Origin of the sequence: Nocardia sp. NPDC051900 (assembly GCF_044452545.1) — a bacterium.
GTDB lineage: Bacteria > Actinomycetota > Actinomycetes > Mycobacteriales > Mycobacteriaceae > Nocardia > Nocardia sichangensis.
This window is the reverse complement of sequence record NZ_JBITBU010000018.1, coordinates 108189-132937: the sequence shown is the minus strand read 5'-3', so window position 1 is coordinate 132937 and position 24749 is coordinate 108189. Positions and strand designations below refer to the sequence as shown.

The following is a 24749-nucleotide window of genomic DNA, read 5'->3' as shown; positions in this document are numbered from 1 at the left end:
ATGGCTATTCCGCGTCGTGCAGCACGAGACCGAGAGTGTGCCGCACACCGCTGCGCACGCGGCTGACACCGTGGCGGATCGGGGCGCGGGACCAGCCGCGACTGGATGGCGTCGGCCGATCGCGGGTGGTGAAAACCAACGCGTGCCCCTGTTCGAGCACCGACACGATCGCTTTCGACTGAGCGCGCGGGCGTTGCTCCACGAGCAGGAATTCCCCGCCGGTGTAGTCGATCCCGGATCGGTCCAATCCGATGACGACCTGCAGCGGGAAGACCAGCTCGCCGTACAGGTCGCGATGCAAGGCGTTCCAGTCACCGGCGTGGTAGCGCAGCAGGATCGGGGTCGGCTTTTTCTGCCCTGCGGCATGGCAGGCGTCGAGCCAATCGCCGAACTCCTCCGGCCACGGCGCTGGGTCGCCGAGACGGTCGGCCCAGGATCGGGCGAGCGGCAACAGTTTTCGATAGAAGGCCGTCCGCAGGCGCATGATCGGCTCGGGCACCGGATGCGCGAAGTATCGGTAGGTGCCTTCACCGAATCGATAGCGCGCCATGTCGACGGTGGATCGGAACCGGGTCAGGTCGTCCCACATGGCGGTGAATTCGGCGCACTCCTGCGGAGTGAGGATCGGCCCGGTCGCCGCGCAGCCGTGCGCGTCGACTTCCGCGAGCAGCGTCCGCCAAGACTGGGCGTCGACGCGATCCGCCAGGGCGGCGGCTTCGGCCCGCCCCGGGACGGGAGCGGGCCCGGCACGATGCTCCGCGCGGTGACCGTCCCCAACGGTTCCGGTGCTCGGCTCGCTCATGCCGCCGCCTCCAGATCCAACAGCGCGTGCTTGGCGACGACGCCGCCGACGTACTGTCCGATGGACCCGTCCCCGCGTACCACCCGGTGGCACGGGATCACCACCGGCAGCGGGTTGCGCGCGCAGGCGGAGCCGACGGCGCGCACCGCGCGCGGGTTCCCGACGGCCGCCGCCACCGCGCCGTAACTCGCGCGCTGTCCGTAGCCGATGGCGGGCAGGTGCTCGATCACCTGGCGGCGGAACCCGGCGGCCAGCCGCAGATCCAGCGGCAGGTCGAAACGCGTCCGGTGGCCCGCGAAGTACTCCTCGATCTGCCGGGCCGCCACGTCCAAGCGGGCGGGCGCGGCGAGGATCCGCGGACTGATCCGCGCGGCCAGTGTGGCGAGTACCGCGTCGTGGTCTTCGGTCGGGTAGGCGACGCGGACCAGTCCAGCGGGCGTCGCGGCCAGCAGCAACGTCCCCACCGGGGTCTCCAGCGAGCGGTAGGCGACATCGAGCAGGCCCGCGGCGTCGGCCTCGGCGGTCAGTCGCGCGTGCAGCGTGGCGAGCAGGTCGGCGTCCGGGGTCAGCGCGCGCGACAACCCGTCACCGTGATCGAGGGTGGCCATCATGATTCGTCCTTCGGGTAGAGCTTGCGCAGGGTCTTCAGGCCGTCCGCGGCGGCGCGGCGGGCGGCATCCGGAGAATTGCCGAGCAATTCGGCGATCTCCGCGTGGGGAAGCCCGGCCAGATAGTGGTAGGCGACCGCTTGGCGCTGCTTGGTCGGCAGCGCCCGCAGGGCGGCCCACAGGTCGGGGTCGTAGTCGGCGGGTCCGGGGGCGGTAACGGGACGTTCCGGCAACGTCTCTGCCGGGACGGGAGCGCGCGTCAGCGCCCGGCCGACGTCGATCGCGCGGCGATGCGCGATGGTGACCAGCCATGCCTCGATGTTCGTGTCCGGGGAAAGGCCGGGAAACGCCCGCAACGCGGAGAGAAACGTTTCCGACCAGGCGTCGGCCGCGTCGGACGGGCCGAGCACCGCCCGGCAGACGCGCAACACCATCGGGCCGTATTCGGCCACTATTTCCTCGAACGGGGGCAGGCTCACACCAGGTAGACGCCGCGGGCGCCGCGAATGTGAGATCCCGTCATCGGGGCCCTTCCCGGCGCGACAGCCCGCTGGCGCGCAGCACCCGCCGCGCGATGCCAGCGCGGATGGACTCCTCGGTACCGATGATCCGGACGTGGCGGCGTGCCCTGGTGATCGCGGTGTACAGCAATTCCCTGGTCAGCAAGGTGGATTCGGGCTCGGGCAGGACGACGGAGACGGTGTCGTACTGGCTGCCCTGGCTGCGGTGGATGGTCATGGCGAAGACCGTGACGACCGCGGGGAATTGCGTGGGATGCACCAGGTACGGTTCGCTGCCGCGTTGCAGGGCCGCGCGCAACGAGCCGTCGGGCATCCGCACGACGACGCCGGTGTCGCCGTTGTAGATCCGCGCCTCGTGATCGTTCGCGGTGACCAGCAGCGGTTGTCCGGGATACCACGGCGCCTGCTGCGAATCGGGGCCCGCCCCCGCGGCGGCGGCCCACTCCGCGCCCATCCGGTCCCAGCGCTCCACGCCGAACGGCCCCTGCCGGTGCGCGCACAGCAGGCGGTGCGTTTCCAGCGCCTGCAGCGCGCCCGTCGCGTCGCCGTCCAGGGCGGCGGCGGTGACCGTCGTCGCGGCCCGCACCACGTCGGCGCGGACCGCGGTCAGCTCGTCGGGCGCGCTGAGCGACAATTCGTCGCCGCCCGCGCGCAACAGCTCGAGCGCGGCGTCCGCATCCCCCGCCCGCACCGCGACGGCCAGGTCGGCGATCCGTCCGCCGAACCTGCGGCCCCGGGTCAGCCGGACGATGCCGCCGCGCAGGCGGGTGCGCTCCAGCGCGGTCAGGGCCTCGGCGTGCTCGCCGGTCGCCTCCGGACCGAGGATCTCGTCGAGCACGGGATTCGGGGTGGCCGCGACGGGTCCGGCGACCAGGTCGGCGAGCACCGCGCCCGCGTCGACCGAGGCGAGCTGGTCGGGGTCGCCCACCAGGACCAGGCGGGTGTCCGGGCGCAGCGCGGCCAGCAGCCTGCTCATCATGGTCAAGGAGACCATCGAGGTCTCGTCGACCACGATCACGTCGTAGGGCAGCCGGTTGAATTCGTGGTACTTGAACCGGGTACTGCGGCCGCGCTGCCAGCCGAGCAGCCGGTGCAAGGTGGCGGCGGTGAGTTCGGGCAATCCGAGCGAAATCGCTTGCTCGCGAACGGCTTCCTGGAGGCGAGCCGCCGCCTTCCCGGTGGGAGCGGCCAGCGCGATGCGCAGCGCGGGCAACTTCGGCTCGGTCTCGCGGTGCGCGGACAGCAAGGCGATGATCCGCGCGATGGTGTGGGTCTTGCCGGTGCCGGGCCCGCCCGCGACCACGGTGGTCCAATGTGTCGCGGCGAGCGCGGCGGCCAGGCGCTGGCGATCCGGCGCCGTGCCCGCCGACGCGTCGAACAACCGGTCCAGTTCGCGGCGCACGATGCCGGGAGCGACCACCGGATGGTGTGCGGAGCGCTCGGTGAGCACCCGCCGGATCGTCTGCTCCTGCCGGTAGTACCGATCGAGATAGAGCAGCGGACCGGAATCGCCCTGCCCCTGGGATTCGACGAGTCGCAGCGGCCGCAACGGACCCGCCGGTCCACCGCGCACCAGCGGACTCACCCGCAGCGCGGCGACCACGGCCGGGATGTCCGGCCACGGTAGCGTCGCCGGATCGATGCCCGCGTCCCAGTTCTCGTCGGCGTCGACGCCGATCTCCCGCATCCGGTGCAGTTCCAGGCACACCGACCCGGAGCGCACCGCCCGCACCGCCAGCGCCGCGGCGAACAGCACCGGCTCCGACGATTCCCGGCCCAGCCGGCCCAACCGCAGCGCCACGTGCACGTCGGCGGCCGAGAGCACACCGGCCTCGTTGAACGTGCGCAGCAGACCGGTTCCGCGCTGCGCCACCTGGATCGAGGTCACCGCCCCGCCTCCCCTGCCAGCAGCGCCGACAGCGCCACGACCAGATCGGCGGGCGGATGCCAGTCGAAGACGCCACAGCCCGCAGGCGTCTCCGGTCCGATCATGCCGCGCACGAACAGGTATCGGACTCCGCCGAGATGCCGGGCCGGGTCGTAGCCGGGCAACCGCCAGCGCAGATAGCGATGCAACGCGACCGAGTACAGCAGCGCTTGCAGCGGATAGTGGGAACGCAGCATCTCCGCGGCCATGCGGTCGCGGGTGTAGTGCGCGACGGTGAGATCACCCGTGCCGAGCCGGTTGGTCTTGTAGTCGACGACGACGAATCGAGGGTGCGCGTCGCCCGCGACGCGGAGCACGGCGTCGATGCTGCCGGTCAGGTAACCCCGCAGCGGTATGTCTTCGAGCGCCGCCAGCTGTTCGGCGTAGGGGAACAAGTCGTCGTCGACCGAAAGGTGCTCACGCAGCAACTCGGCGACGCGCCGCAGGGTCGCCGCGGTGGCGCCGACGCGGTCCCCGCCCGCCAGTGGCAATTCGAATTCGAGTTCGCTGAGACGGTCGCCGGGGGCGATGCCGGCCAGGCAGCCACCCTCGAGCGGAGTACGCAGCACCGCCAGCAGCGCCGTCGCAAGCACTTCGGTATCCACTTCGGCCATCAGTTCGCCCACCGCCTCGCGGCACCGATCGCGCACCTCGGCCGCCAGATCCGGACGATCGGTGTCGATCCGCTCCAGGACGCCGTGCACAAAGGTGCCGAACTCCGCGCCGTAGGGCAGCGCGTTCATCAGCGACGCCGCGCCCGACGGTTCCGGCTCCGCCGCGCCGATGAGGGAGGCGCCCGCGGGCTCGTCGCCCGGCCCCGGCGCGCCCTCCGGTTCGCCGTCGGGTTCGGGCGCCGCCGGGCCGTGCGCGGAGGCGGTCAGCGCCGAGTACGAGGTGCGCCGCCACTGCTGGTCCAGCGCCCGGTCGAAGCGGGCCGCGGCCAGTGCGCCCGGCGCGGGCCCGGTGCGCGCTCGCCGGATCGCGACGCCGTCGGTCCCGGCCACCGCCGTCACCGAGATCGCCGCGCCCGCGTCCTGCGCCCACGTCGTAAGCATTTGCGCGGCAACGGTGTCCGCGGGTACCGCGGCTCGGGCGGCGACGGCCGCGCCACGATCGGCGCGGCCGAAAACCATGCGGTGCAACGGCGACGCCGCGGTGGTGATCGCGGGCGCCCACCAGGCGACGATCTGGCACATGGCGCGGGTGAGCGCGACGTACAGCAGCCGGAGTTCCTCACCCGCCTCCTCGGCTTCGCTGCGCGCCTTGCGTTCGGCGTATCCGGGAGCGTCCGCGCCGCCGACATCCAGCACGCGCGCACCGTCGTCGGCGTGGAACAGCAACGTCGCCGGATAGGGGTTCTTCGCGCTGTCCCAGGCGAACGGCAGGTACACCACCGGGAATTCGAGTCCCTTGCTCGCGTGCACGGTGGCGATCTGGACGGCGGCGGCGTCCCGGTCGAGCCTGCGGCTGCGGTCGGCGACGGCGCCGGAGGCGGGATCGCGCACGCGGTCGGCCAGCCACCGGGTCAGCGCGGTCAGCCCGAGTCCCTCGGTGAGCGCGACTTGGTCGAGCAATTGCGCGAGGTGCCGCAGGTCGGTGAGCTGCCGCTCCCCGTTCTCCACGGCGAGCAGCCGCGGCGCCAGGCGGGTTTCGGCGGCGATCTTCTCGAACACGGCCGCGAAACCCGCGCGGGTGAACAGCCGCGCCGCCTCACGCAACTGAGCGCTCACCCGGCCGACCAGATCGGCTCCCTCGCTGTCGATCTCGGCCGCGGTCACACCGAACAGCGGTGTGCACGCGGCCAGCCGCACCCGGTCGCCGCGATGCGGCTGTTCCAGCGCCCGCAGCACCCACAGCCAGTCGGTGGCGCTGTCGGTCGCGAAGACGCTGATACCGCCCGCGAGCACGGAGGCGACGCCGACGCGGTCCAGCGCCGCACGCACCACATCGATCTGCGAGCGGGTCCGCACCAGTACCGCGATGTCGCCCGGCCCGATCGGCCTGCGCGCCGTGTCGACCGCCGCGATCGAATCGGCTTCGGACGGTACCGTCTCCGCTTTCCCATCCAGCTGCACACCGGATTCGAGCAGGTGCACGATATCGGCGGCGAGATCGGCGGCGACCTTGGCCCGCATGCGCCCGACGGCCGGGAAGCCGGATTTGTTCAGCGGTCCCGCGCCCGTGCGCGGTAGGCACCGGACCCGCAGCGGCGTGGTGAGTTCGGAAGGTCCGGACAACCGGGACCATGGTCTGGTCGGGGCGACCGGATAGACGCGGATCTCCTCGTGCCCCAGGGCCGCCGCGCCGTGCAGGTGATCCAGCGCGGCGAGCAGTCCGGCGTCGCTGCGCCAGTTCGTGGTGAGTTCTTTGCGGACGTCGGCGTGCGCCACCGCGTCCAGGTAGCTGAGCACCTCCGCGCCGCGGAAGGCGTAGATCGCCTGTTTGGGATCACCGACCAGCACCAACGTGGCATGCCCGTGGAACGATCTGCGCAAGATGTCCCATTGCAGCGGGTCGGTGTCCTGGAATTCGTCGACCAGGGCGACGCGGTAGCGCGCCCGGATGCGACGGCACGCGCGCGGGCCGTGCTCCGGGTCGGCGAGCACGTCGTGCAGCACTACCAGCAGGTCGTCGAAGTCGCGCAGCCCGGCCAGCCGCTTGCGGCGCTCGGTCTCCGCGCGTACGGCGCGGGCGAACGCCACCCGCTCGCCTGCCTCGCCGTCGGGCTCGAGCGCCGCATGCCGGTCCCGCACGGCGGCCAGCGCGAGCGTGCGGGCCTCCTTCACCGAGAACGGCGGTTCCCCGCGCGCGTAGCGGTTGAGATACAGATCGTCGACGACGGTGCCGACGAGATCGTCGACGGTCTCCACCAGCCTGGTGCCCGGGTCGTGTTCACCCGCGAGGCCGAGTTCGTCGAGCATGCGCTGGCAGAAGCTGTGCGTGGTGGCGATGGTGCCCGCGTCGAAATCCGACAGCGCGGTCAGCAACCGTCGCCGCCGCGACCGCACCTCGTCTTCGCCGGCCTGCGCGAGGTGCCGGACCAGTTCGTCGGCGTGCGCCCTGGCCGCGACCGGGTCGGTCAATCCCGCGGCGACGGCGACGAATCGGTCGCGGGTGCGTTCCCGCAGCTCCTGGGTCGCCGCGCGGCTGAAGGTCACCAGCAGCAGCTGGGACACCTCGACACCCGCCTCGGCGACATAGCGTACGGCGAGACCGACGATGGCGTGGGTCTTGCCGGTGCCCGCGCTGGCCTCCAGCACAGTCGTGCCGGTGGGCAGCGGTCCGTACGGTTCGAACGCGGCCGCATCGAAAGCGTTTGCCGGGAAGGAGGTTTCCTGCACGGTCATGTGCGCCTCCCTCTTGCGCGGCCGGTGGTCACACACTCGGCGGACGGCGCGCTCGTCCTGGTGACCGGCCACGTCACACGGACCCGAAACGACTGTCCGAGCTGACATTCTGCCGCGCCCCCGGCCGCCCACCGGCGACCGACACGCGCCGCGGCGGCGTATTCCGGTGTCACGTGCCGCGTCGGTTCGCGATCGGTCACGGCTGGCCCTGGCTTTCCGCGGCCAGCAACGGGGCCCACATCCGCCGGGCCAGCGCGCCGAAGCGGGTGCTCTCGCCGGGTTCGCCCGTCGCGGCGGGCGCGGCCATGAGGTCCTCGAGCCGGGGCGCCGGGCCCCAGACGTAGCGAAGGTGGCGGTCGGTGTGATCGCCGAAGGGCCCCGGACCGTTGGGGCCGCCGTTGAATTCGCGCTCCGCCGCCGCGATCGCGTCGTCGGTGCTCGCGCCGCGGAAACGACGTTCGGCGTATACCGCGGTGGCGGCGGGCGCGACGGGCAGCGGTTCGGTCAGGCCCTCGTCGCGCAGCGCGACGAGCCTGCGCAAAATCTCCCCGGCCGCGGGCGCGTCGGGTGCGGTGAGCTCGCAGCGCCAGGTCGGACGGCCGAATTGGCCGCGGCCGGTGCTCACCGCCCGCCAGGAACGGTCCTCGGTGACGGTCAGCGCCAGCAGCGAAACCCACGCTCCGATCCGGTGTTTGGGCGCCAGCCGGGAGAAGGTGGTGCGGACCAGGGTGTCGCCGCGCACCTCGGGCACGGTGCCGGTGAGCCGCCGCCCGTTGCCCAGGTCGACCGCGATGTCCACCGCGCGCGCCGGGCCCGCGTAGTCCGCCTGCGCGGCGCGCACCAACCGGTCCACGGTGTGCTCCACCTCGTCGAGCACGGCGGCGCCGAATCCGAACGGCGGCAGCGTGCCGCGCCGCCACTCCGCCGCCCGCAGCCCGGCCGGATCCGCGCCGGTCAGGCGGGCCGCGAGCAGGCGTTCGCCCAGCTCCCACTTGGCCAGGCCGTCCAGTTCGATGGGCAGCCGGTCGGCGATGTCCTCGTCGTGCTCGGGAACCCGCAGACCGAGCCGCTGCCACAGGAAAGCGCGCACCGGGTGCTCCACGAACGAGATCAGATCGGCCAGCGCGACATCCGCCGTTCGCGCGGCGGGCAGCGGCGCGGCCAAGAATCCCGGACGCGGCAGCGCGGGTCCATCGGCCGCGTGCGCGCCGGCGAGGGCCACCTTGTCGAAACTGAACGGCTGCTCGGCCCGGAAATTCCGGCGATCGAAGGATTGCAGCGGATGCCGCGTCACCACCGAGCGCATCGCCGCGGCGCCGACGTGGGCCCGCAGTGCGTCCAGCAGCTCGGCGACCGGAACGGCGGGCGGCCGGTGCGCCCCGCTGACCGGGTCGGCGCCGGTGTGGAACACCAGCAGCGTGTCCCGCGCCGCGAGCACGGCGTCCAGCAGCAGCTGCCGGTCCTCGCTGCGCGGATCGCGTTCGCCCAGCAGGGGTTCACGGGCCAGCACGTCGTCTCCGTCCGCGGCGCTCGCGCGCGGGAACATCTCGTCGTCCAGGCCGAGCAGCGCCACCACCCGGTGCGGCACCGACCGCATGGGCACCATCGTGCAGACGGTCAGTTCGCCGGTGCGGAAGTTGGCCCGGGTGGGGCGCGCCGCCAGCCGCGAACGCAGCAGCACACCGACGTCGGCCAGCCGCAACGACACCTCGCCCGCGTGGTCGGTGGCGGCGGCGAGTTCCTGCCTGGCCTCGGTACGCACCCAGGCCTGCGCGTCCGGCACGTCGGTCAGCAGATCCAGCGCGCGGCCGAGCGCGGCCGCCCATTCGTGCGCGGGACGGGGGCCGCGCAGGTCGCGCAGGCACACCGCGAGCCGGTCGACGAACTCCGCGAAGCGTCCGGCCAGATCGACGTCGTTGCTGTCCACGTCGTCCAAGGGCAGCGCGAGATCGAGCCAATCGTCGGAGGTCTCGCCAGCGGTGACCCCGAGCAGGATCCGGTCCACCGCGCTGTTCAGCGTGTTCTGCGCGAAATCGGCGAGCCCGAACGCTTGGCGCTGACGCTGCCCGATGCCCCACCTCGCCCCGGAATCGGCCGCCCACTCGCGCAATCGCTCGATGTCGTCGTCATCGAACCCGCAACGGCGCCTGACTGTTTCGGCGGCGGCGAGATCGAGCACCTGGGTCACCGTCACCCGGCCGTCGGCCAGCTCGAGCAGCACTGCGATGACCGCGAGCAGCGGATTGGTCACCCCGCGTCCCCGGTCGGCCAGGCGCACCCGCAAGCGGTGCGCCGGATGCTCCGAATCGCTCTGCGTCTCCGGCGCTCCCGGCGCGCGCTGCCCGAACGCCGCGCGCACCAGCGGCGCGTACGCCTCCACCTCCGGGCACATGATCAGCACGTCACGCGGCTCCAGCGTCTCGTCGGCCGCGAACAGCCCGAGCAGGCTTTCCCGCAGGACCTCCACCTGCCGTGCGGGGCCGTGACAAGCGTGCACCTGCACGGTGCCGTCGGCGCCGACCTGCCCCGCCGCCGGGGGCCACTGGTCGTCCCGGATACCCCGTTGTAGCGCACGAAGCAATGTCATGGACGAACCATGCTGTGCCGCAACGTCATCGAGTTCGCTGATCGGATGATAGGTGTCGGTTCCGGTGACCGCGGACGCGGCCAACCGCTGCTGCAACTCCCGGACGTCGCGCCCCAGTCCCGCCAGCAGCGGATGGGTGACCGCCGTGGCGCTGCGGTCCTCGGCGCGCGTGCGGGCAGGGGGCAGCTCGCTCAGGGTCGACCAGAGGACGGGACTCGGATGCACGAGCCACAGGTGCACGTCGCGGCCGGCGGCCAGCGCCGACAGCACGGCCAACTGGTCGCCGGCCAACCGGGTCACGCCGAACAGCGACAATCGCGGCGGCAGCGCGACCAGATCCGGCCGCGCACGCAACCGGGCACAGGCGGCGTCGAGCCGCTCGGCCGGGCTCGGCGTCCCGATCTCGGCGCGCAGCCCGCGCCAGAGCATCGGCTGCCAGAGCAGGTCGTCGGGTACCGGAGCGCCCGCGCCATCGGTGTCGAGGCCCGCCGCCCACTCGGTGATCAGCGCTGGACGCTGAGCGGCGTAACTGTCGAACAGCGCGGCGACCTGTGCCGCGGTCGCGTAACGCCGTCCGGCGCGGTGCTCGCCGCCCGTGGCGTCTCCTGCGCCGAGATGCCTGTCGGGCACCGCGCACCAGGGCTCGGACAGCGAGGCGTCGATCACCCGCAGCAGCGTCCACACCGCCCGCTCCTGCGCCCACGGATCCTCCGCCTGCGCCACCCCGCTCGCCGCGGCCAGCGCCTCCGCGACCAGCGCGGAAGGCGAGGGGAAGGCGATGTTGGCGCACACACCGTCGGCCGCTCCGCCCGCGCCGAGCACTCCCGAGAGCGTCTGCGTCAGCCAGCGCTCCACGCCTTTCGCCGGCACCGCGACCACCTCGGGCGCGAACGGGTCTTCCTGCGGCGACGCCAGCACCCCGGCGAGCGCACGGGCGAGGACGTCGGCGCGCTCGGCACGGTGGATGTGCAGCGGCATCTGCGCCCTCTCGATCGGTGGTGTCCTGCCCGGCCTCGGACTTCGTGCACGTTTATACGCCCAGCGACCGACGTGCAACCGCACCGCCCCATCCGGAGTCCAGTGAAATAGACCACACCAGAACGGATTACTCCGACGTGTCACGCGGGCGCCGCCGCGGCGATGTGCGACAGTGCTGCACCGGGGAGGAGAGCTTGCACCGGGGCGGAACGAGAGAGCTGCACCGAAAGGCTGGTTCGCGTTCTATGGATGCGATGGTGATTCCCCTGCTTCCGAAAGGCGGATTCACGGTCCGCCGGATCGGTGACCGCTGGGACCTGATCAACTCGCGCCACTACGGTCGCACCGTAGTCCTGCATTCCTGGCCGAGGGACCGGCACACCGAGGCCTTCGAGCACTGCTACCGGCTCAACGGACGCACCGTCGAGGAACTGCGCGCCGCCTTCCGCTGACGTGCCCGGCCGGGGGTGACGATCGAATTCCACTGCGGCGCAAGCAGCCGGAACGGGCGCTAGCACACCCTGGATCCGAGCTCAAGACGTGCGTCCGGACCCGCGATGTGCGATCGTCATCCCTCGTGCGTTATCCGTCCCCCGCCACCCGAACCGTTCCCCGCGTGGCCGCTTCCGCCTGTGTCCTCGCCGCAGCGGCGATCATCGCTCCGAGCCTGCCCGCCGCGCTCCCGACCGCGGGCGCGGTGCCGCTCGCGCACACGCAGGGCTGCCTGCCCGGCTTCGACTGCGATCTGAGCAGCCGCATCGCGAAGGCCGACGCCTACCTCAACAACCGTCCCGGTGTCACCGGCTACGTCCTGCGCGACCGGGTGTCCGGCGGGGTCTACGCCAACGCCAACGCCGAGAACGCGGTCTGGACCGCTTCCACGATCAAGCTCGCGATCGCCGCGGACCTGCTCAACCGGGCGCGGGTCGGCGCCATCAACCTGACTCCCGAGGACCGCGGTCTGATGGAGGGCATGCTCGCGACCTCGAACGACGGCGCCGCCGACCTGCTCTGGACCAAGTACTCGGGCATCGACCGGATGGCGTTCAACAACGCCTTCCGCGCCAACGGGATGACCTCGCTGGTTCCCCAGCCGACCAATACCGCGCTGTTCCCGGACTGGTCGTTCCAGAAGTGCACCGCCGCCGACCTCGACCGCCTGATGGACAACGTCCTCAACCACATGCACCCCGACGACCGCAACTACCTCGTCGACCGGATGCGCGCGGTGGACTCCAACCAGCACTGGGGCGTGTGGGGCGCGGGCGCGAGCATGCGTCCCGGACTGAAGAACGGCTGGTCGGCCGAACAGGGCGGCTGGGTGGTCAACTCGGTCGGCTTCGCGGGACCGGGCGAGCGCTACACCCTGGCCATCATGAGTTCGCTGGGTGACGCGGGCGGCTACACCGAAGGCGCCGAGACCGACACCAAGCTCGCGGAGATCCTGCTCGCGGGCCGCTGACCGCCCGGCCGCTCAGGCGGCCGCGCGCCTGCGCAACGTCATCGGCGCACCGTCCCTGGGGAAGGGAATCGTGGTGAATCCCCAGGGCATGCGGTATTTCTCGGGTATCCGCCACTCGTATGCACGCACCAGGGCGGCGGTCACCGTCTTCACCTCGAACGTGCCGAAGTGCATCCCGATGCACTTGTGCGCGCCCGCTCCGAACGGCATCCACGCGAGGCGGTGCGACTTGTCCTCGCGCCGCTGTTCGCCGAATCGTTCCGGATCGAAGCGTTCGGGGTGGGTCCACAGTTCGGGCAGCAAGTGATTCACCTGGTAGGCGAGGTCTACCGGGGCGCCGGCCGGAATGTAGTGGCCTGCGATCTCGGTGTCACGCACGGCGCGGCGCGACAGTCCAGGAACCGGCGGCATCAGCCGTAGGCTTTCCCGGACCACCAGGTCCAGATCGTGCAGCGCCTCCAGGTCCGCGATGGCGGGCGGCCCGTCGCCGAGGCGCGCGTCCATGTCGAGCACCTCGGCGCGCACCCGCTGCTGCCACTCCGGGTGCTTGCCCAGGTAGTACGCGACGGCGGTGGCGGTCGTCGTCGTGGTGTCGTGCGCCGCCATGATCAGGAAGATCATGTGGTTCACCACGTCGGCGTCACCGAAGACGCCGCCGTCCTCGCTGCGCGCGTGACACAACCCGGAGAAGAAGTCCGCCGTCTCGACGCGGCGCTTCTCCGGCAGCATCGCGGCGAAGTAGTCCTCGAGCACTCTCCTGCCGCGCAGCCCGGCCCGCCAGTTGCCGCCCGGCACCGAATGCCGGATGATCGCCAGCCCCGCGTGCGTGCAGTCGACGAACGCGTCGATGAGCTGGCCGCGCCGCGGGCCGACATCGACTGCCATGAACGTCTCGCCGGCGATCTCGAGGGTCAGCTCCTTGATCGCCGGATACAGCCGCACCGTGCGTTCGGCGTCGCGCCCTACCGGCACCCAACGTGCGATGTACTCCCGCGCCACCGGCGTCAGCGCCGCCAGGTGCGCTTCCAGCCGGTCCCTGGTGAACGCCTGCTGCATGATCTTGCGGTGGAATTTGTGCTCGTCGAATTCCAGCAGCAGCAAGCCGCGCCGGAAGAACGGGCCGATGAAGTAGTCCCAGCCCTGGCCGAAGTCACGGCGCCGGTGCCCGAGTACTTCGTCGAGTGCGTCCGGTCCCGCGACCAGCACCCGGTCGACACCGAGCGATGTGTTCAGCGAGACGGGTCCGTACCTGCGGTAACGCTCCATCATCTCGGCCGGGCCCCAGCGCATGTAGTGCAATGCCCGGCCCAGGTAGGGCAGCCCGGCATCGCCGCGCACCGCGACGGTGTCGCTGCCCCGCGGCGGGGTGGCCAGCACTTGGCGCCGTTCCGGCAACAATCCCAGCGCCCGATCGATCAGATGGCCGTGCGGTACCTCGATCAGCGCGATGTTCTCCGAATCGGCCCGCACGCTGGGCTTCCGGCCGATCGCACGGTCACCGGCGACCATGGCAATCCTCCCTGAGCGACAGTTACCATCGTAGGCTCTCGACCTCGCCCGCTCGGCCGGTTCGGTCGCGACGATCCTCCCCGCCCAGGCCCGGCGGCAGTGAGATATCGCACCGCAACACGCCAGGAACGGACATCTCGTCGTGACGGTGCCCGACTCGACGGCTACGGTTTAGCTGTCAGGAACCCCCGCCGGGGACGACCCCCAGGTCCATCGAGGAGCAGGACGATGAGCACTCAGACTGTCGAGAACGGCCGGCACCGGGTGGTGGTGATCGGCTCGGGCTTCGGCGGCCTGTTCGGCACCAAGCACCTCAAGCGCGCCGACGTCGACATCACGCTGATCTCGAAGACCTCGACCCACCTGTTCCAGCCGCTGCTCTACCAGGTCGCCACCGGCATCCTCTCGGTCGGCGAGATCGCGCCCGCCACGCGGCTGGTGCTGCGCAAGCAGAAGAACGCGCAGGTGCTGCTCGGCGAGGTCACCGACATCGACCTGACCGCCAAGACGGTCACCTCGCGCCTGCTCGACCAGGACACCGTCACCCCCTTCGACAGCCTGATCGTCGCGACCGGCGCGCAGCAGTCCTACTTCGGCAACGACCGGTTCGCCACCTACGCGCCGGGCATGAAGACGATCGATGACGCGCTCGAGCTACGTGGCCGGATCCTCGGCGCCTTCGAGCAGGCCGAACTCGCGACCACCCAGGAGGAGCGCGACCGGCTGCTGACCTTCGTCATCGTCGGCGCGGGCCCTACCGGCGTCGAGCTGGCCGGACAGATCGCCGAGCTGTCCGACCGCACGCTGGAGGGCACCTTCCACAACATCGATCCGCGCGACGCGCGGGTGGTGCTGATCGAGGGCGCGGGCGCGGTGCTCGGCCCGATGGGCCCGAAGCTGGGCGGTAAGGCCGAGCGGCGCCTGGAGAAGATGGGCGTGGAGATCCAGCTCAACGCCATGGTGATCGATGTCGACGCGTTCGGCGTCACGGTGAAGGACTCCGACGGCACGATCCGCCGCATCGAGTCGGCGTGCAAGGTGTGGTCGGCGGGCGTGCAGGCCAGCCCGCTGGGCAAGCTGATCGCCGACCAGTCCGACGGCACCGAGGTCGACCGCGCGGGCCGGGTCGTGGTCGAGCCGGACCTCACCGTCAAGGGCCACCCGAACGTCTTCGTGGTCGGCGATCTGATGTCGGTGCCGAACGTGCCGGGGCAGGCGCAGGGCGCGATCCAGGGCGCGACCTACGCCGCGCGGCAGATCACCGCGGGGCTGAAAGGCCAGACGCCGCAGGAGCGCAAGCCGTTCAAGTACTTCAACAAGGGCAGCATGGCCACGATCTCGCGGTTCAGCGCCGTGTGCCAGGTGGGGAAGCTGGAGTTCGGCGGGTTCATCGCGTGGCTGGCCTGGCTGGCGCTGCACCTGTACTACCTGGTCGGCTACCGCAGCCGGATCATCACCGTCATCCAGTGGTTCGTCACCTTCCTCGGCCGCAGCCGCGGACAGATGGCGGCCACCGAGCAGTGGGTGTTCGCACGATTGGCCCTGGAGGCGATCAGCAACGGCGACGACGAGGACGCCGAACAACTGGCCGCCGCTCTCGGCGCTTCCACCAACAGCCGGGTCGCGGTGGACAAGGCGCATACCGACGCGAAAGCCGGCTGATCCCGCCGTAATAGCGCGTTCGACCAATCCAGGTCACCGGCAGATCCGAATGTGGGGCGTCGACGTCTCCTTCGGATGAAAGGTGATCTATGGGCACAGGCAAGCACCGAGCACCCAAACCGCACCGGGCGAAGTTGGGTCCTCTCGTCGCCGTGGGAACGGTTCCTCTCGTTCTCGCGCTGGTGGGAACCGGCACCGCGAACGCGGCACCCGATCGGCCCGTTCCGGTGACCCGGACGGATCCCACCGATCAGCCGGCCCAGTGGCCCGCGGCCGAGGCGCCGAACGTGCGCCCGTACGAAGGTGTGCGGATTCCGGACGACACGCTGAGTTCGTTGCAGTGGGCGCGTCCGTTGCCGAATCCGAAGTATCTGGCCCCGCTGGAAGGGCTGCACGGCCCCGTTCCCGTCGCCCCGGTGCCGCCGATCGCGCCGCCGCCGCACAAGCTGCGCTTCGGAGACGTGCAGGTCGACGCACCGGATTGGCTCTACCGGGAGCAGGCGATCCAGCTCAACGACGGCGCCGCGATGGCCGAGGCGAATATCGCGACGTACCTCGACTCGATCGGGATGGAACGCACGAGGTCCGATCGGGTGGCGGGCCAGACCGTGGGCGCCGCCGCCATCGGCGCCGCGGCCGGCGCCGCGTTCGCGAGTCCGTTCGCGCTGTTCGGAGCGGCCGTCGGCGGAGGTCTCGCCCTGGCCATCGGTCTGCCGTTCGCGCCGATCGGTCTCGCCGCGGGCCCGATCGGGGCCGCTTACGGCGCGGCCCTGATGGCCGCCCCGTTGGCTGCCATCGGTGCGGGGATCGGCGCGGGACTCGGTGCGGTGCACGCGCTGAGCGCACCTCCCCGGGCGCAGGGCGCGCCGGAGGCGGTCGATCCGGCCCCGGAGACCACCGCCCCGGCTTCGGAAGCCACCGACACAGCTCCGGAGGCCGGAGACACGGCCCCGGAGACGGCCAACGGCTGATCGGATGGGGCTTCCGAGGAGCGAGCCGGAAAGGTGGGAACCCGACGACGCTGTCGGGCTCCCACCCTTTCTATCTCCAGCTCTCGGCCGGATTACACCTGTGTCGAACGAAACGATTGATCAGCGCCGCGGCTCGGCATGCTCCACCCCGGAGACGCCCAACAGCGCCCCGGTGCGGGTGAACAAACTGCCACCCGCCGCCAGCGGCAGCCGAGTCTGCGTCAAACCCGTTGTCGCCGCGGCACATTCGTCCGGATAGACGAGTTCGCTCTCCAGGGCGCGAGGCGCGGACAGCGCGTCATCGGCCGCTGTGTCCGCGCCCAGCGCCAGCCGGTGGCGCAGCAGAGGCGTGCCGTCGACATCGGCGATCAGGTCACCGCGCCATATGCCGCCGTCCTCGCCCGCGCGGCCGATCTGGACGCGTTCGCGCATTCGCAGCCGGGCGCCGGAATCCAGCCGGATCGTGGTGACAGTGTGGTGCCGCGCACCGCCCGCGACGATCATCGGCTCGGGATCGAAATCCAATACTCCCGCACTACCGACCTCGAGCTGCCAGCGTCCGCACGATTGCGGCGTCGCCGCGCCCGGCAGTGCCAGTGTCGCCGCGACCGAGCGGACCACCAGTTCGGCACCCGGCGCGACCACGATCACGATGTCGAGTTCGTCGCCGCCCAGCGGCGTGGCGGCGGTGCCGATCAGATGGACCGCACGCGGTCCGGTGCGGCGGGCCGACAACCCGCCGCTCGCATGAATCTCCGGAAGCGTCCCTGGGCGAGCGAGGATGCGTAGCTGCGTGCGCACCGGCGACACTCAGTGCGCGGCGGCGGATTCGCCGGCGCCCGCCCGGTCCTGCTCGGCGACCGTGCGCAATTGCTCGCGTACCCAGGCCAGCACCGGCGTCGCCGCGGGATCCTCGGTGAGCGAGACGAGCACTGTCGGCCGGTCCGCGCGCACCCGCGCCGCATCACGCTCCATCACACCGAGGTCCGCGCCGACCAACGGCGCCAGATCGGTCTTGTTGACCACGAGCAGATCCGAGAACGTCACGCCGGGACCGCCTTTGCGCGGCACTTTGTCGCCACCCGCCACGTCCACCACGAAGATCTGCACGTCGATCAGGCCGGAGGAGAACGTCGCGGTCAGATTGTCGCCGCCGGATTCCACCAGGATCAGGTCCAGCGGCGGATTGGCAGCTACCAAATCGTCGATCGCGTCGAGATTGGCGGTGATGTCGTCACGAATGGCGGTGTGCGGGCAGCCGCCGGTCTGCACGGCGGTGATCCGCTCGTCCGGCAGGACCGCGTGCCTGCGCAGGAAGTCGGCGTCCTCAGTGGTGTAGATGTCGTTGGTCAGTACCGCCAGCGACAGCTCGTCGCGCAACTGCCTGCACAGCGCGGCCACCAGTGCGGTCTTGCCCGAACCGACCGGGCCGCCGATACCGATGCGCAGCGCCTCCCCGGGTGTGCGGGCCCGTTTCGGCCGCTCGTGCCCGTGGTCGTGCGGCTCACCGTCGATCAGGTGCGGGGGCATGGGGCGGTCTCCTTCTTCCGGGACATCAACTCGCGAACAGGGGCATGTCCCGCTGCCGATGCCGCTCGGCGAGCACGTCCTGCAGCGGGTCCGACATCGCGGCGAGACCGGTCACGGCCTCGGCGGCGACGCGATCGCACAGGTCGGCCAGCCGGACCGTGCACGCGGCGATCGCGGCGGGGTCCAGAGCCAGCAGACGCTGGGCCGCGGTGGCGGCGCCGGTGAGGGTCGTGTAGACGACCACACCGGCGATCTCCCGGGGCGGCACCGCGGCGGCCGCGCCGACCATTCCGAAGACCGTGGACAGATGCGGTGTCGTGGCGAGCGGCGACCAATCGTGCCGGGGCCACAGCTGTTTCGCCAGGCGCAACAGACCGCGGCCCTGGGCACGGGACGCGGCCCGCGCCGCGGGTGCGGGCGTGCGCGCGTCGGCTTCCGCTTCGGCCCGCGCCGGATCCAGTTCGCCCGCGCAGACCGCCGCGGCCAGCGACGCGCTCACCAGTCCTGAGGTCCGGACGCGGCGGCGCAGATACAGCTCGACCGTCGCGACGTCGCGGACCAAGCCGGACGCGACGGCTTCTTCCACACCGCCGGAGTGCACGTGGCCGCCGATCGGCAACCGTGAGTCGGCGAGCGCGAGCACCGTCGTGAGACCGGACGCGGCCGGACCGATCGCAGCGGATTCGCGCATCCGTCGATCCTATGTCCCGGCGTGTCGGATGGATGTCCCGGTCGTTTCGCGGAGGTTCCGGTCCGCGCCGGACATGTCCCGCACGAGCCGCGGCAGGTCCTGGCGGGTGAGGTAGGCGGCGATGCTCAGCTCACCCCCGGCGCGCCGGACCAGGAAATCGCTGTAGAGGTCGAGGGTGGGCGCGTCGCCGAGGGTCATCGTCCAGTGTGCCGAGCTGAGCCAGCAGTGCCCGCCGAGTGCGATGGTGGACTGGGTGGCCAGCGTCGCGCGCGGTGCGGCGAGTCCGTGCGTCCGGGCGCGAGCGGCGGCGATGAATTCCTCCCTGGTGACGCACCGGCTCGTCGTGGGCGTGACCACCCACGAACGGTGTTCGACTCGTGGGAGGCGCGCCGGTGCGCGACTCGAGCATTTCTACTCGAGCACCTGGCGGCGATCATGTGTTCGAATGTTGCGGGCGCACAAACTTCTTCACCTGGGCTACGCCGGGTGCATCTACCGAGGGGGAACGAGGTGTCGACGCCGGAAACGCGAGCATCTGCCGCACAGTGGGTCGCGCGCGCGATCGCGATCGTGGTGCTGGTTCCGATCCGTCTGCTGTGGGAGGGCGTTCTGCTTCTGTGCCGCGCCTCGGCGGCGGCGCTCGGGTACATCGCGCGACATCTGCTGGTCCCGGCAGCCGAGCTGATCCGGCACTGGGTGCTGCGGCCCGCGTGGATCGTCGTGAAGGATTTCCTGTGGGGCTGGGTGGTGCAGCATCTGCTGTGGGGCTCGGTGCTCACGCCGCTGCTTTCGCTCCTGCTGGAACACCTGTTGCGACCACTGCGGCGTGCGGTGGAGGTCTTCCTGTGGCGCAAAGTGATTCGTCCCGCTGGGGCCTGGTTGCTGCGCTGGGTCGTGTATCCGATCGCATATGCCATCGCCTGGGTCTGCCACCAGACCGTCAAGTGGCTGATCGTCTGGCCCCTGTCGCGATTGTGGCGTTGGGTGCTGCACCCGCTCTGGAAAGCGGTGCGCGTGACCGCGCGCTACGGGTGGCGTGTGGCCACGCTCATCGTGGGTGTGCTCGTGGTGCTGCCGTGCCGCGCGCTGTACCGCTACGTGCTGCGCCCGGTGTTCGCCGCCTTCGCCATCGTCTGGCTCGCTGTGGTGGTGCGCCCGGTCCGCTGGGTGCACGGCACGATCGTCCGGCCGATGAACCGCTGGGCGGCCGAGATCGTGACTTCCGTCTTCGGCCACTGATCCCGGCCGCCCGACTCAGCGCGAACGTGGAGCGGCGAAGCGGGCGATCAGCGCCATCGCCGTGAGCACCGTCGCGCCGACGGCCACCGCGACGTGCATGCCGTCGACGAAGGATCCGCGCGCCGCCTCGATCAGCGCCGCGTTCCCGCCGGCCTGCTGGATGGTCTCGCCGAGCGTCGCCGCGTAGTCGCCCCCGGACCGGAAGATGAGCGCCGCGAGCGAACCGAGCAGCGCGAGACCCAGCGCATTGCCGAGTTCGAAGCTGGTTTCCGAGATACCTACCGCCGACCCGGCCCGCTCCGGCGGCACCGAGGACACCGAGACCTCCGACACCAGCGTGAAGGCCAGACCGTAGCCGATTCCGGCGATCGTGGAACCGGCGAGGTACCAGCCGAGTCCGTCGTGCGCGCCGACACCGAGCAGCATCAGGTTGCCCGCCGCGGAGGCGAGCAAGGCGAACACGAAGGTCGCGCTGGCGCCGAAGCGATGCCCGACCCGGGCGCCGCCCACCGAGCAGACGAAGACCGCGATCGCCATGGGGATGCCGAGCAGCGCCGCCGCCAGCGGCGTGCGCCCGGTCACCGATTGCAGATAGACGCTGGTCAGATAGCTGAGGCCGGCCAGCGACATCATGCCGGTCAGGCTGGCGCCGATCGCCACCGAGAACTGGGGCATGGCGAACAGCCGCAGATCGAGCAGGGGCTCACGCAGCTGTCGCTGCCTGCGCACGAAAACGGTTAGGATCACCGCGCCGACCAGCGCGACGACGATCGCTTGCGCATCGATGCCCTTGGTGGCGGCGTGCTTGATCCCGTACACCACCGGCAGGATGCCGCCGATCGACAGGACGACGCTCGGCAGATCCAGCGGTCCCCGCACTCCCGCCCGGTGCTCCGGCAGCACGAACGGGCCGAACGCGAGCAGGACCAGCAGCACCGGGATGTTGATGAGGAACACCGAGCCCCACCAGAACTGGTGTAGCAGCATGCCACCGATGATCGGTCCGACAGCCGAGCCGCCCGCGAAGAACGCCGTCCAGACGCCGATCGCGGCCGCTCGCTCCCGCGCGTCCGGGAACAGGCTCGAGATAAGCGCCAGGCTGGACGGCAGCAACGTCGCGCCGCCGATGCCCATCAGCGCCCGCGCGGCGATCAGCACGCCCGCGCTGGGCGCGAACGCCGCGATCACCGACGCGATGCCGAAGACCACGGCGCCGGTCAGCAAGATGTTGCGCCGCCCGATCCGGTCGCCGAGATTGCCCATGGTGATCAGCAGGCCCGCGATCAGGAAGCCGTAGATGTCCAGAATCCACAGTTGCTGGTCCGCGGACGGATCCAGATCGAGAGTCAGTGTCGGCAGCGCGAGGAACAGCACCGAGATGTCCATCGAAACCAGCAGCACCGGCAGCAGCAGGACCGCCAAGCCGAGCCAGGCCCGCCGCGAGCCCGTCGTGGCCGGCTCGGTCCGGACCGGCTGCACGTCTGTCATCACCGAACATCCTCTCCATGACGCGTACGTCGTACGCATGATTCCGGGTACAGTGTACGCATGCTGCACCGCGCCGCCATCATCGACACCGCGATCGAGCTCGCCGACACCGAAGGCTTGGACGCGCTGTCCATGCGGCGCATCGCCGACCGGCTCGGCGTGGGAGCCATGTCGCTGTATCGCCACGTCGCGAACAAAGACGAACTGCTCGCGCTGATGACCGACGAAGTGGCCCGGCGCAACCCGTACCCCTCCCCCGAGGGACAGGGGTGGACCTGGCGCGACCGGGTCCGCATCGCCGCCGAGGTCGACTGGGCCCTGTACCGGCAACATCCGTGGGTGCTGCTCACCTTCGCCACTCCGCGCTACAGCTTCGGGCCGCAGAGCTTGGCCTGCCTGGCCTGGTTGGTCGACGGGTTCCTGGAACTCGGCGTGTCCACCCGCGAGGCGACCGGCATGTCCTTCACCGTCTGGAACTACATCTCCGGCGCGACGCTGCCCGAGATCAGCGCCGAGCTGATGGCCCGCAAAGGCATGGATCCCGCGGGCGACAACGGACTGCGGACGCTGCTGCACGGCACGGCACAGGGACCGGTCCCCTCCGCGTTGGCCGATCTCGCAGGCAGCGGTGTACGCGATCTGACCCAGGAGGAGCTGCTCTACGACGGGCTCGACGCGCTCTGCGACGGCTTCCAGGCCAGGGCGGCCCGGCGCGACCGGTTGACCTCAACCTGACTTGATGCTGGAGGCTGACCGGCGACGCCAACGAACAGGAGCCACCGTGCACGCCATCCGCCTCCACGCTTTCGGCCCGGCCGAGAACCTGCGCTACGAAATCGTTCCCGATCCGGTGCCTGGCCCCGGCGAAGTCCGCATCGCGGTGGCGGCGGCCGGTGTGCACCTGGTCGATACCGCCCTGCGCAAGGGCGAGCCCGGGCCGTTTCCCCTGCCGCAGTTGCCGACCATCCCCGGGCGCGAAGTCGCGGGCACCGTGGACCGCGTGGGCGCCGATGTGGATGCGGGCCTGCTGGGCGCGCAGGTGGTGGCCCATCTCGGCCCGGTGCCCGGCGGTTACGCCGAATTCGCCGTGACGGACGCGGCCCGGCTGCACGAGATTCCGGCGAACCTCGATGCGGCGGAGGCGGTGGCGATGATCGGCACCGGGCGAACGACCATGGGCATCCTGCAGTTCACCGAGTTGAAGCCCGGCAGTGTCGTCCTGGTGACGGCCGCGGCGGGCGGCATCGGCACGCTGCTGGTGCAATTCGCGAAGAATGCCGGAGCCACGGTGATCGGGTTGGCCGGTGGCCCCGCGAAGGTCGATCAGGTGCGACACAATGGCGCCGACCTGGCGGTCGACTATCTGTTGCCGGATTGGCCGGACCGGGTCCGCGCTCGAATCGGCGACCGCGGGGCGCACGTGCTGTTCGACTCGGTGGGCGGCGCGGTCGCCCGCGCCGGAATCGATCTGCTCGCACCGGGCGGCCAACATCTGGTCTATGGCTGGTCCGGCACATCGAACGACGAAGGGCCGGTCCGGCTCTCCGCCGCAGAACTGACCGAACGGGGTATCACCTCCGAGACGGTGATCGGTCCGCCGATGCTGGCGCGCGCGGGCGGCGATCTGCGCGTCCTGGAGAACCTCGCCATGGCCGAGGCGATCGCCGGACGGCTGCGACCCGGGATCCAGCGCTTCGCGCTCGCCGACGCGGCCGCCGCGCACCGCGCGCTGGAAACGCGCGGGACGACCGGCAAAGTGGTGCTGGAGCCCTGATCAATCCACGTCGTCGCCGTTCACCACGGCATAGGCGAAGCCGTCCCAGCCCTTCGCGCCGACGGTCTGCACCACGGTCGCGTCCAGGCTCGGTTCGGCGGTGAGCAATTCGACGAGTTCGCGACTGGCCTGCGCGTTCGGGTCCTCGGACCGCTCGTCGGCGATCGTGCCGCCGCGCACGACGTTGTCGACGATGATCACCGAGCCCGGCCGGGTCAGCCGCAGCGCCCACAGCACGTAATTCGCGTTGTTCACCTTGTCGGCATCGATGAAGACCAAGTCGAACGGTTCCGGATCCTCCTGCGCGAGCACGGGCAGGCTGTCCAGCGCGGCGCCGACCCGGATCTCCACTCGGTCGCCGACTCCCGCACGGTCCAGATTCGCCCGCGCCACCTCGGCGTGCCGGGCGGCGAACTCGAGCGTGACCACCCGCCCCTTGGGGCCGACCGCGCGGGCCAGCCAGATCGTGCTGTATCCGCCGAGCGTGCCGATCTCCAGCACGCGTCGCGCGCCGACCGTCCTGGCCAGCAGGTGGAGAAACTTCCCCTGCGGCGGTGACACGTCGATCGCGGGCAGGCCGGCCGCCTTGTTCGCCTCCAGGGCCGCGTCGGAATCGGGATCCGCCACCAGCGTCTCCACCAGGTAGCTGTCCACATCGGCCCATCCAGATGTCGTCATACCTCGCAGTCTGCCACCCGATTCCACCCGCGGGCGCGCCTCCGGCGAGTAGCGTTCGGCACGGAGAGACGTACATGTTTCGTGAGCGCGCCGACGAATGGACGGACAGAAACGACATGACGAATCTTGCGCGGGCCACAGCGGTCACCGCCTGTCTGATCGCCCTGGGCGCCACCTCCCCCGCCGCGGCCGATCCCATCGGCGGGGCCGAATACGTCGCCGTGGGCGATTCCGGGGCGGCCACCACGGGCGTGCGGAACTTCGACATCTCGGCCCCGTTCCGATGCCTTCGCTCGACCGCGAACACACCGCAACTGGTCGCCCGGGACCTGGGCCTGCGGATCGACGACCGCACCTGCAACTCCGCCCTCATCGCGGACCTCACCGCCCCGCAGCAGCCGGGCATTCCGCCCCAGTTCGATCCGCTCGGCCCCGCCACCAGGTTGGTCACCGTGCACATCGGCGCCAACGACGCGTTGATGGCCGAACACATCGTCGCCTGCCACGTCTACGGCCTCTCCGGGGCCGGTACCTGCGCCGGTCCGGACTGGGACGTCGACATCGATGCGATCGCGGCGCCTTACGCGGCCGCATTGCAACAGATCTCGGCCCGGGCGCCGCACGCGCTGATCGTCGTCGACGGCTGGCCGCGCTACGTGCGCGACGGCGGCTGCCCGGCGCTGGTCGGTCTCCGCCCGCCCGACGCCGCGCCCATCCAAGCCGCCTTCGATCATCTCAATTCCGTGGTGTCCCGCGTCGCCACCGCGCACGGCGCGATCTACGTGGACACCAGCGCCGCATCGGAGGGCCGCGACGCGTGCGCGCCCGTCGGCGTCCGCTGGATGGAGCCCGTCCTCGCCACCGAGACGCTGCTGCCCTACCACCTCAACCCGCAGGGCATGCGCGGCATCGCCGATGTCGTCGTCCCGGCGATCCGCGCCGCCGGGCTGCCCGGCTGAGTGATTCGGCCGCGCC

Annotated in this window: 21 protein-coding genes; 8 read left to right on the top strand and 13 right to left on the bottom strand. The window is 71.1% G+C overall.

Annotated elements, in window-relative coordinates; all coding sequences use genetic code 11:
• Positions 1–4: 4 nt before the first annotated feature.
• The 6 genes from ACIA5H_RS27835 to recC form a co-directional block, all read right to left on the bottom strand.
• Positions 5–802 (bottom strand): 2OG-Fe(II) oxygenase, encoded by a 798-nt coding sequence (locus ACIA5H_RS27835; RefSeq protein ID WP_379251829.1) that lies wholly within the window; start codon positions 800–802, stop codon positions 5–7.
• Positions 799–1410 carry a methylated-DNA--[protein]-cysteine S-methyltransferase gene (locus ACIA5H_RS27830; RefSeq protein ID WP_397078409.1) on the bottom strand — a complete coding sequence of 204 codons (612 nt, stop codon included), beginning with the start codon at positions 1408–1410 and terminating at the stop codon, positions 799–801. The genes ACIA5H_RS27835 and ACIA5H_RS27830 overlap by 4 nt, the downstream gene beginning before the upstream one ends.
• On the bottom strand, positions 1410–1883 hold the full coding sequence (locus ACIA5H_RS27825) for an RNA polymerase sigma factor (protein WP_379251922.1): 474 nt from the start codon (positions 1881–1883) through the stop codon (positions 1410–1412). The genes ACIA5H_RS27830 and ACIA5H_RS27825 overlap by 1 nt, the downstream gene beginning before the upstream one ends.
• A 46-nt stretch (positions 1884–1929) precedes the next feature.
• Positions 1930–3819 (bottom strand): exodeoxyribonuclease V subunit alpha, encoded by a 1890-nt coding sequence (gene recD / locus ACIA5H_RS27820; protein WP_397078343.1) that lies wholly within the window; start codon positions 3817–3819, stop codon positions 1930–1932.
• Entirely contained in the window at positions 3816–7205 is a 3390-nt protein-coding gene (locus ACIA5H_RS27815; protein WP_397078341.1) for a UvrD-helicase domain-containing protein, read from the bottom strand. The genes recD and ACIA5H_RS27815 overlap by 4 nt, the downstream gene beginning before the upstream one ends.
• Before the next feature lie 196 nt (positions 7206–7401).
• Complete coding sequence (gene recC, locus ACIA5H_RS27810) at positions 7402–10770, bottom strand: exodeoxyribonuclease V subunit gamma (RefSeq protein WP_397078339.1); 3369 nt, start codon at positions 10768–10770, stop codon at positions 7402–7404.
• Positions 10771–11024: 254 nt separating this feature from the next.
• Here recC and ACIA5H_RS27805 point away from each other — a divergent pair, with 254 nt between their 5' ends.
• Together ACIA5H_RS27805 and ACIA5H_RS27800 are read left to right on the top strand one after the other, a co-directional pair.
• On the top strand, positions 11025–11222 hold the full coding sequence (locus tag ACIA5H_RS27805; protein WP_355070929.1) for a hypothetical protein: 198 nt from the start codon (positions 11025–11027) through the stop codon (positions 11220–11222).
• Between the two features lie 164 nt (positions 11223–11386).
• Complete coding sequence (locus ACIA5H_RS27800) at positions 11387–12232, top strand: tat pathway signal sequence (RefSeq protein WP_397078336.1); 846 nt, start codon at positions 11387–11389, stop codon at positions 12230–12232.
• A gap of 12 nt (positions 12233–12244) precedes the next feature.
• Here ACIA5H_RS27800 and ACIA5H_RS27795 read toward each other — a convergent pair whose 3' ends face one another.
• Entirely contained in the window at positions 12245–13741 is a 1497-nt protein-coding gene (locus ACIA5H_RS27795) for a cytochrome P450 (protein WP_397078334.1), read from the bottom strand.
• Positions 13742–13969: 228 nt separating this feature from the next.
• Here ACIA5H_RS27795 and ACIA5H_RS27790 point away from each other — a divergent pair, with 228 nt between their 5' ends.
• Both ACIA5H_RS27790 and ACIA5H_RS27785 read left to right on the top strand, forming a co-directional pair.
• Positions 13970–15403 (top strand): NAD(P)/FAD-dependent oxidoreductase, encoded by a 1434-nt coding sequence (locus ACIA5H_RS27790; protein WP_355070924.1) that lies wholly within the window; start codon positions 13970–13972, stop codon positions 15401–15403.
• A gap of 152 nt (positions 15404–15555) precedes the next feature.
• Positions 15556–16374 carry a hypothetical protein gene (locus ACIA5H_RS27785; protein ID WP_397078332.1) on the top strand — a complete coding sequence of 273 codons (819 nt, stop codon included), beginning with the start codon at positions 15556–15558 and terminating at the stop codon, positions 16372–16374.
• Between the two features lie 120 nt (positions 16375–16494).
• On the opposite strand, the gene ACIA5H_RS27780 is transcribed toward ACIA5H_RS27785, so the two are convergent.
• The 4 genes from ACIA5H_RS27780 to ACIA5H_RS27765 are packed head-to-tail and all read right to left on the bottom strand — an operon-like array spanning position 16495 to position 18952.
• Entirely contained in the window at positions 16495–17175 is a 681-nt protein-coding gene (locus ACIA5H_RS27780; protein WP_397078330.1) for an urease accessory protein UreD, read from the bottom strand.
• Between the two features lie 9 nt (positions 17176–17184).
• The gene (gene ureG, locus ACIA5H_RS27775) at positions 17185–17904 is read right to left on the bottom strand and encodes an urease accessory protein UreG (protein WP_397078328.1); all 720 of its coding nucleotides are present in this window, start codon (positions 17902–17904) and stop codon (positions 17185–17187) included.
• Positions 17905–17929: 25 nt separating this feature from the next.
• Positions 17930–18595 carry an urease accessory protein UreF gene (locus ACIA5H_RS27770; protein ID WP_397078326.1) on the bottom strand — a complete coding sequence of 222 codons (666 nt, stop codon included), beginning with the start codon at positions 18593–18595 and terminating at the stop codon, positions 17930–17932.
• 9 nt (positions 18596–18604) lie between these two features.
• Positions 18605–18952 (bottom strand): hypothetical protein, encoded by a 348-nt coding sequence (locus tag ACIA5H_RS27765; RefSeq protein WP_397078325.1) that lies wholly within the window; start codon positions 18950–18952, stop codon positions 18605–18607.
• Between the two features lie 153 nt (positions 18953–19105).
• Between ACIA5H_RS27765 and ACIA5H_RS27760 the strand changes: the two genes are divergently transcribed.
• A complete protein-coding gene (locus ACIA5H_RS27760) occupies positions 19106–19834 on the top strand; it encodes a hypothetical protein (protein ID WP_397078323.1) in 729 nt (242 codons plus the stop codon).
• A gap of 15 nt (positions 19835–19849) precedes the next feature.
• On the opposite strand, the gene ACIA5H_RS27755 is transcribed toward ACIA5H_RS27760, so the two are convergent.
• Positions 19850–21322 (bottom strand): MFS transporter, encoded by a 1473-nt coding sequence (locus tag ACIA5H_RS27755; protein ID WP_379251838.1) that lies wholly within the window; start codon positions 21320–21322, stop codon positions 19850–19852.
• A 60-nt stretch (positions 21323–21382) separates the two neighbouring features.
• On the opposite strand from ACIA5H_RS27755, the gene ACIA5H_RS27750 reads away from it, so the two are divergent.
• Positions 21383–22057 (top strand): TetR/AcrR family transcriptional regulator, encoded by a 675-nt coding sequence (locus ACIA5H_RS27750; RefSeq protein ID WP_397078320.1) that lies wholly within the window; start codon positions 21383–21385, stop codon positions 22055–22057.
• A gap of 46 nt (positions 22058–22103) precedes the next feature.
• Positions 22104–23096, top strand: a complete 993-nt coding sequence (locus ACIA5H_RS27745) for a zinc-binding dehydrogenase (RefSeq protein WP_397078318.1) — start codon at positions 22104–22106, stop codon at positions 23094–23096.
• Here the strand turns inward: ACIA5H_RS27745 and ACIA5H_RS27740 are convergent, their stop codons facing one another.
• Complete coding sequence (locus ACIA5H_RS27740; protein WP_397078316.1) at positions 23097–23774, bottom strand: O-methyltransferase; 678 nt, start codon at positions 23772–23774, stop codon at positions 23097–23099.
• A gap of 116 nt (positions 23775–23890) precedes the next feature.
• Here ACIA5H_RS27740 and ACIA5H_RS27735 point away from each other — a divergent pair, with 116 nt between their 5' ends.
• Complete coding sequence (locus ACIA5H_RS27735) at positions 23891–24733, top strand: SGNH/GDSL hydrolase family protein (protein WP_397078314.1); 843 nt, start codon at positions 23891–23893, stop codon at positions 24731–24733.
• The last annotated feature ends 16 nt before the right edge of the window (positions 24734–24749 follow it).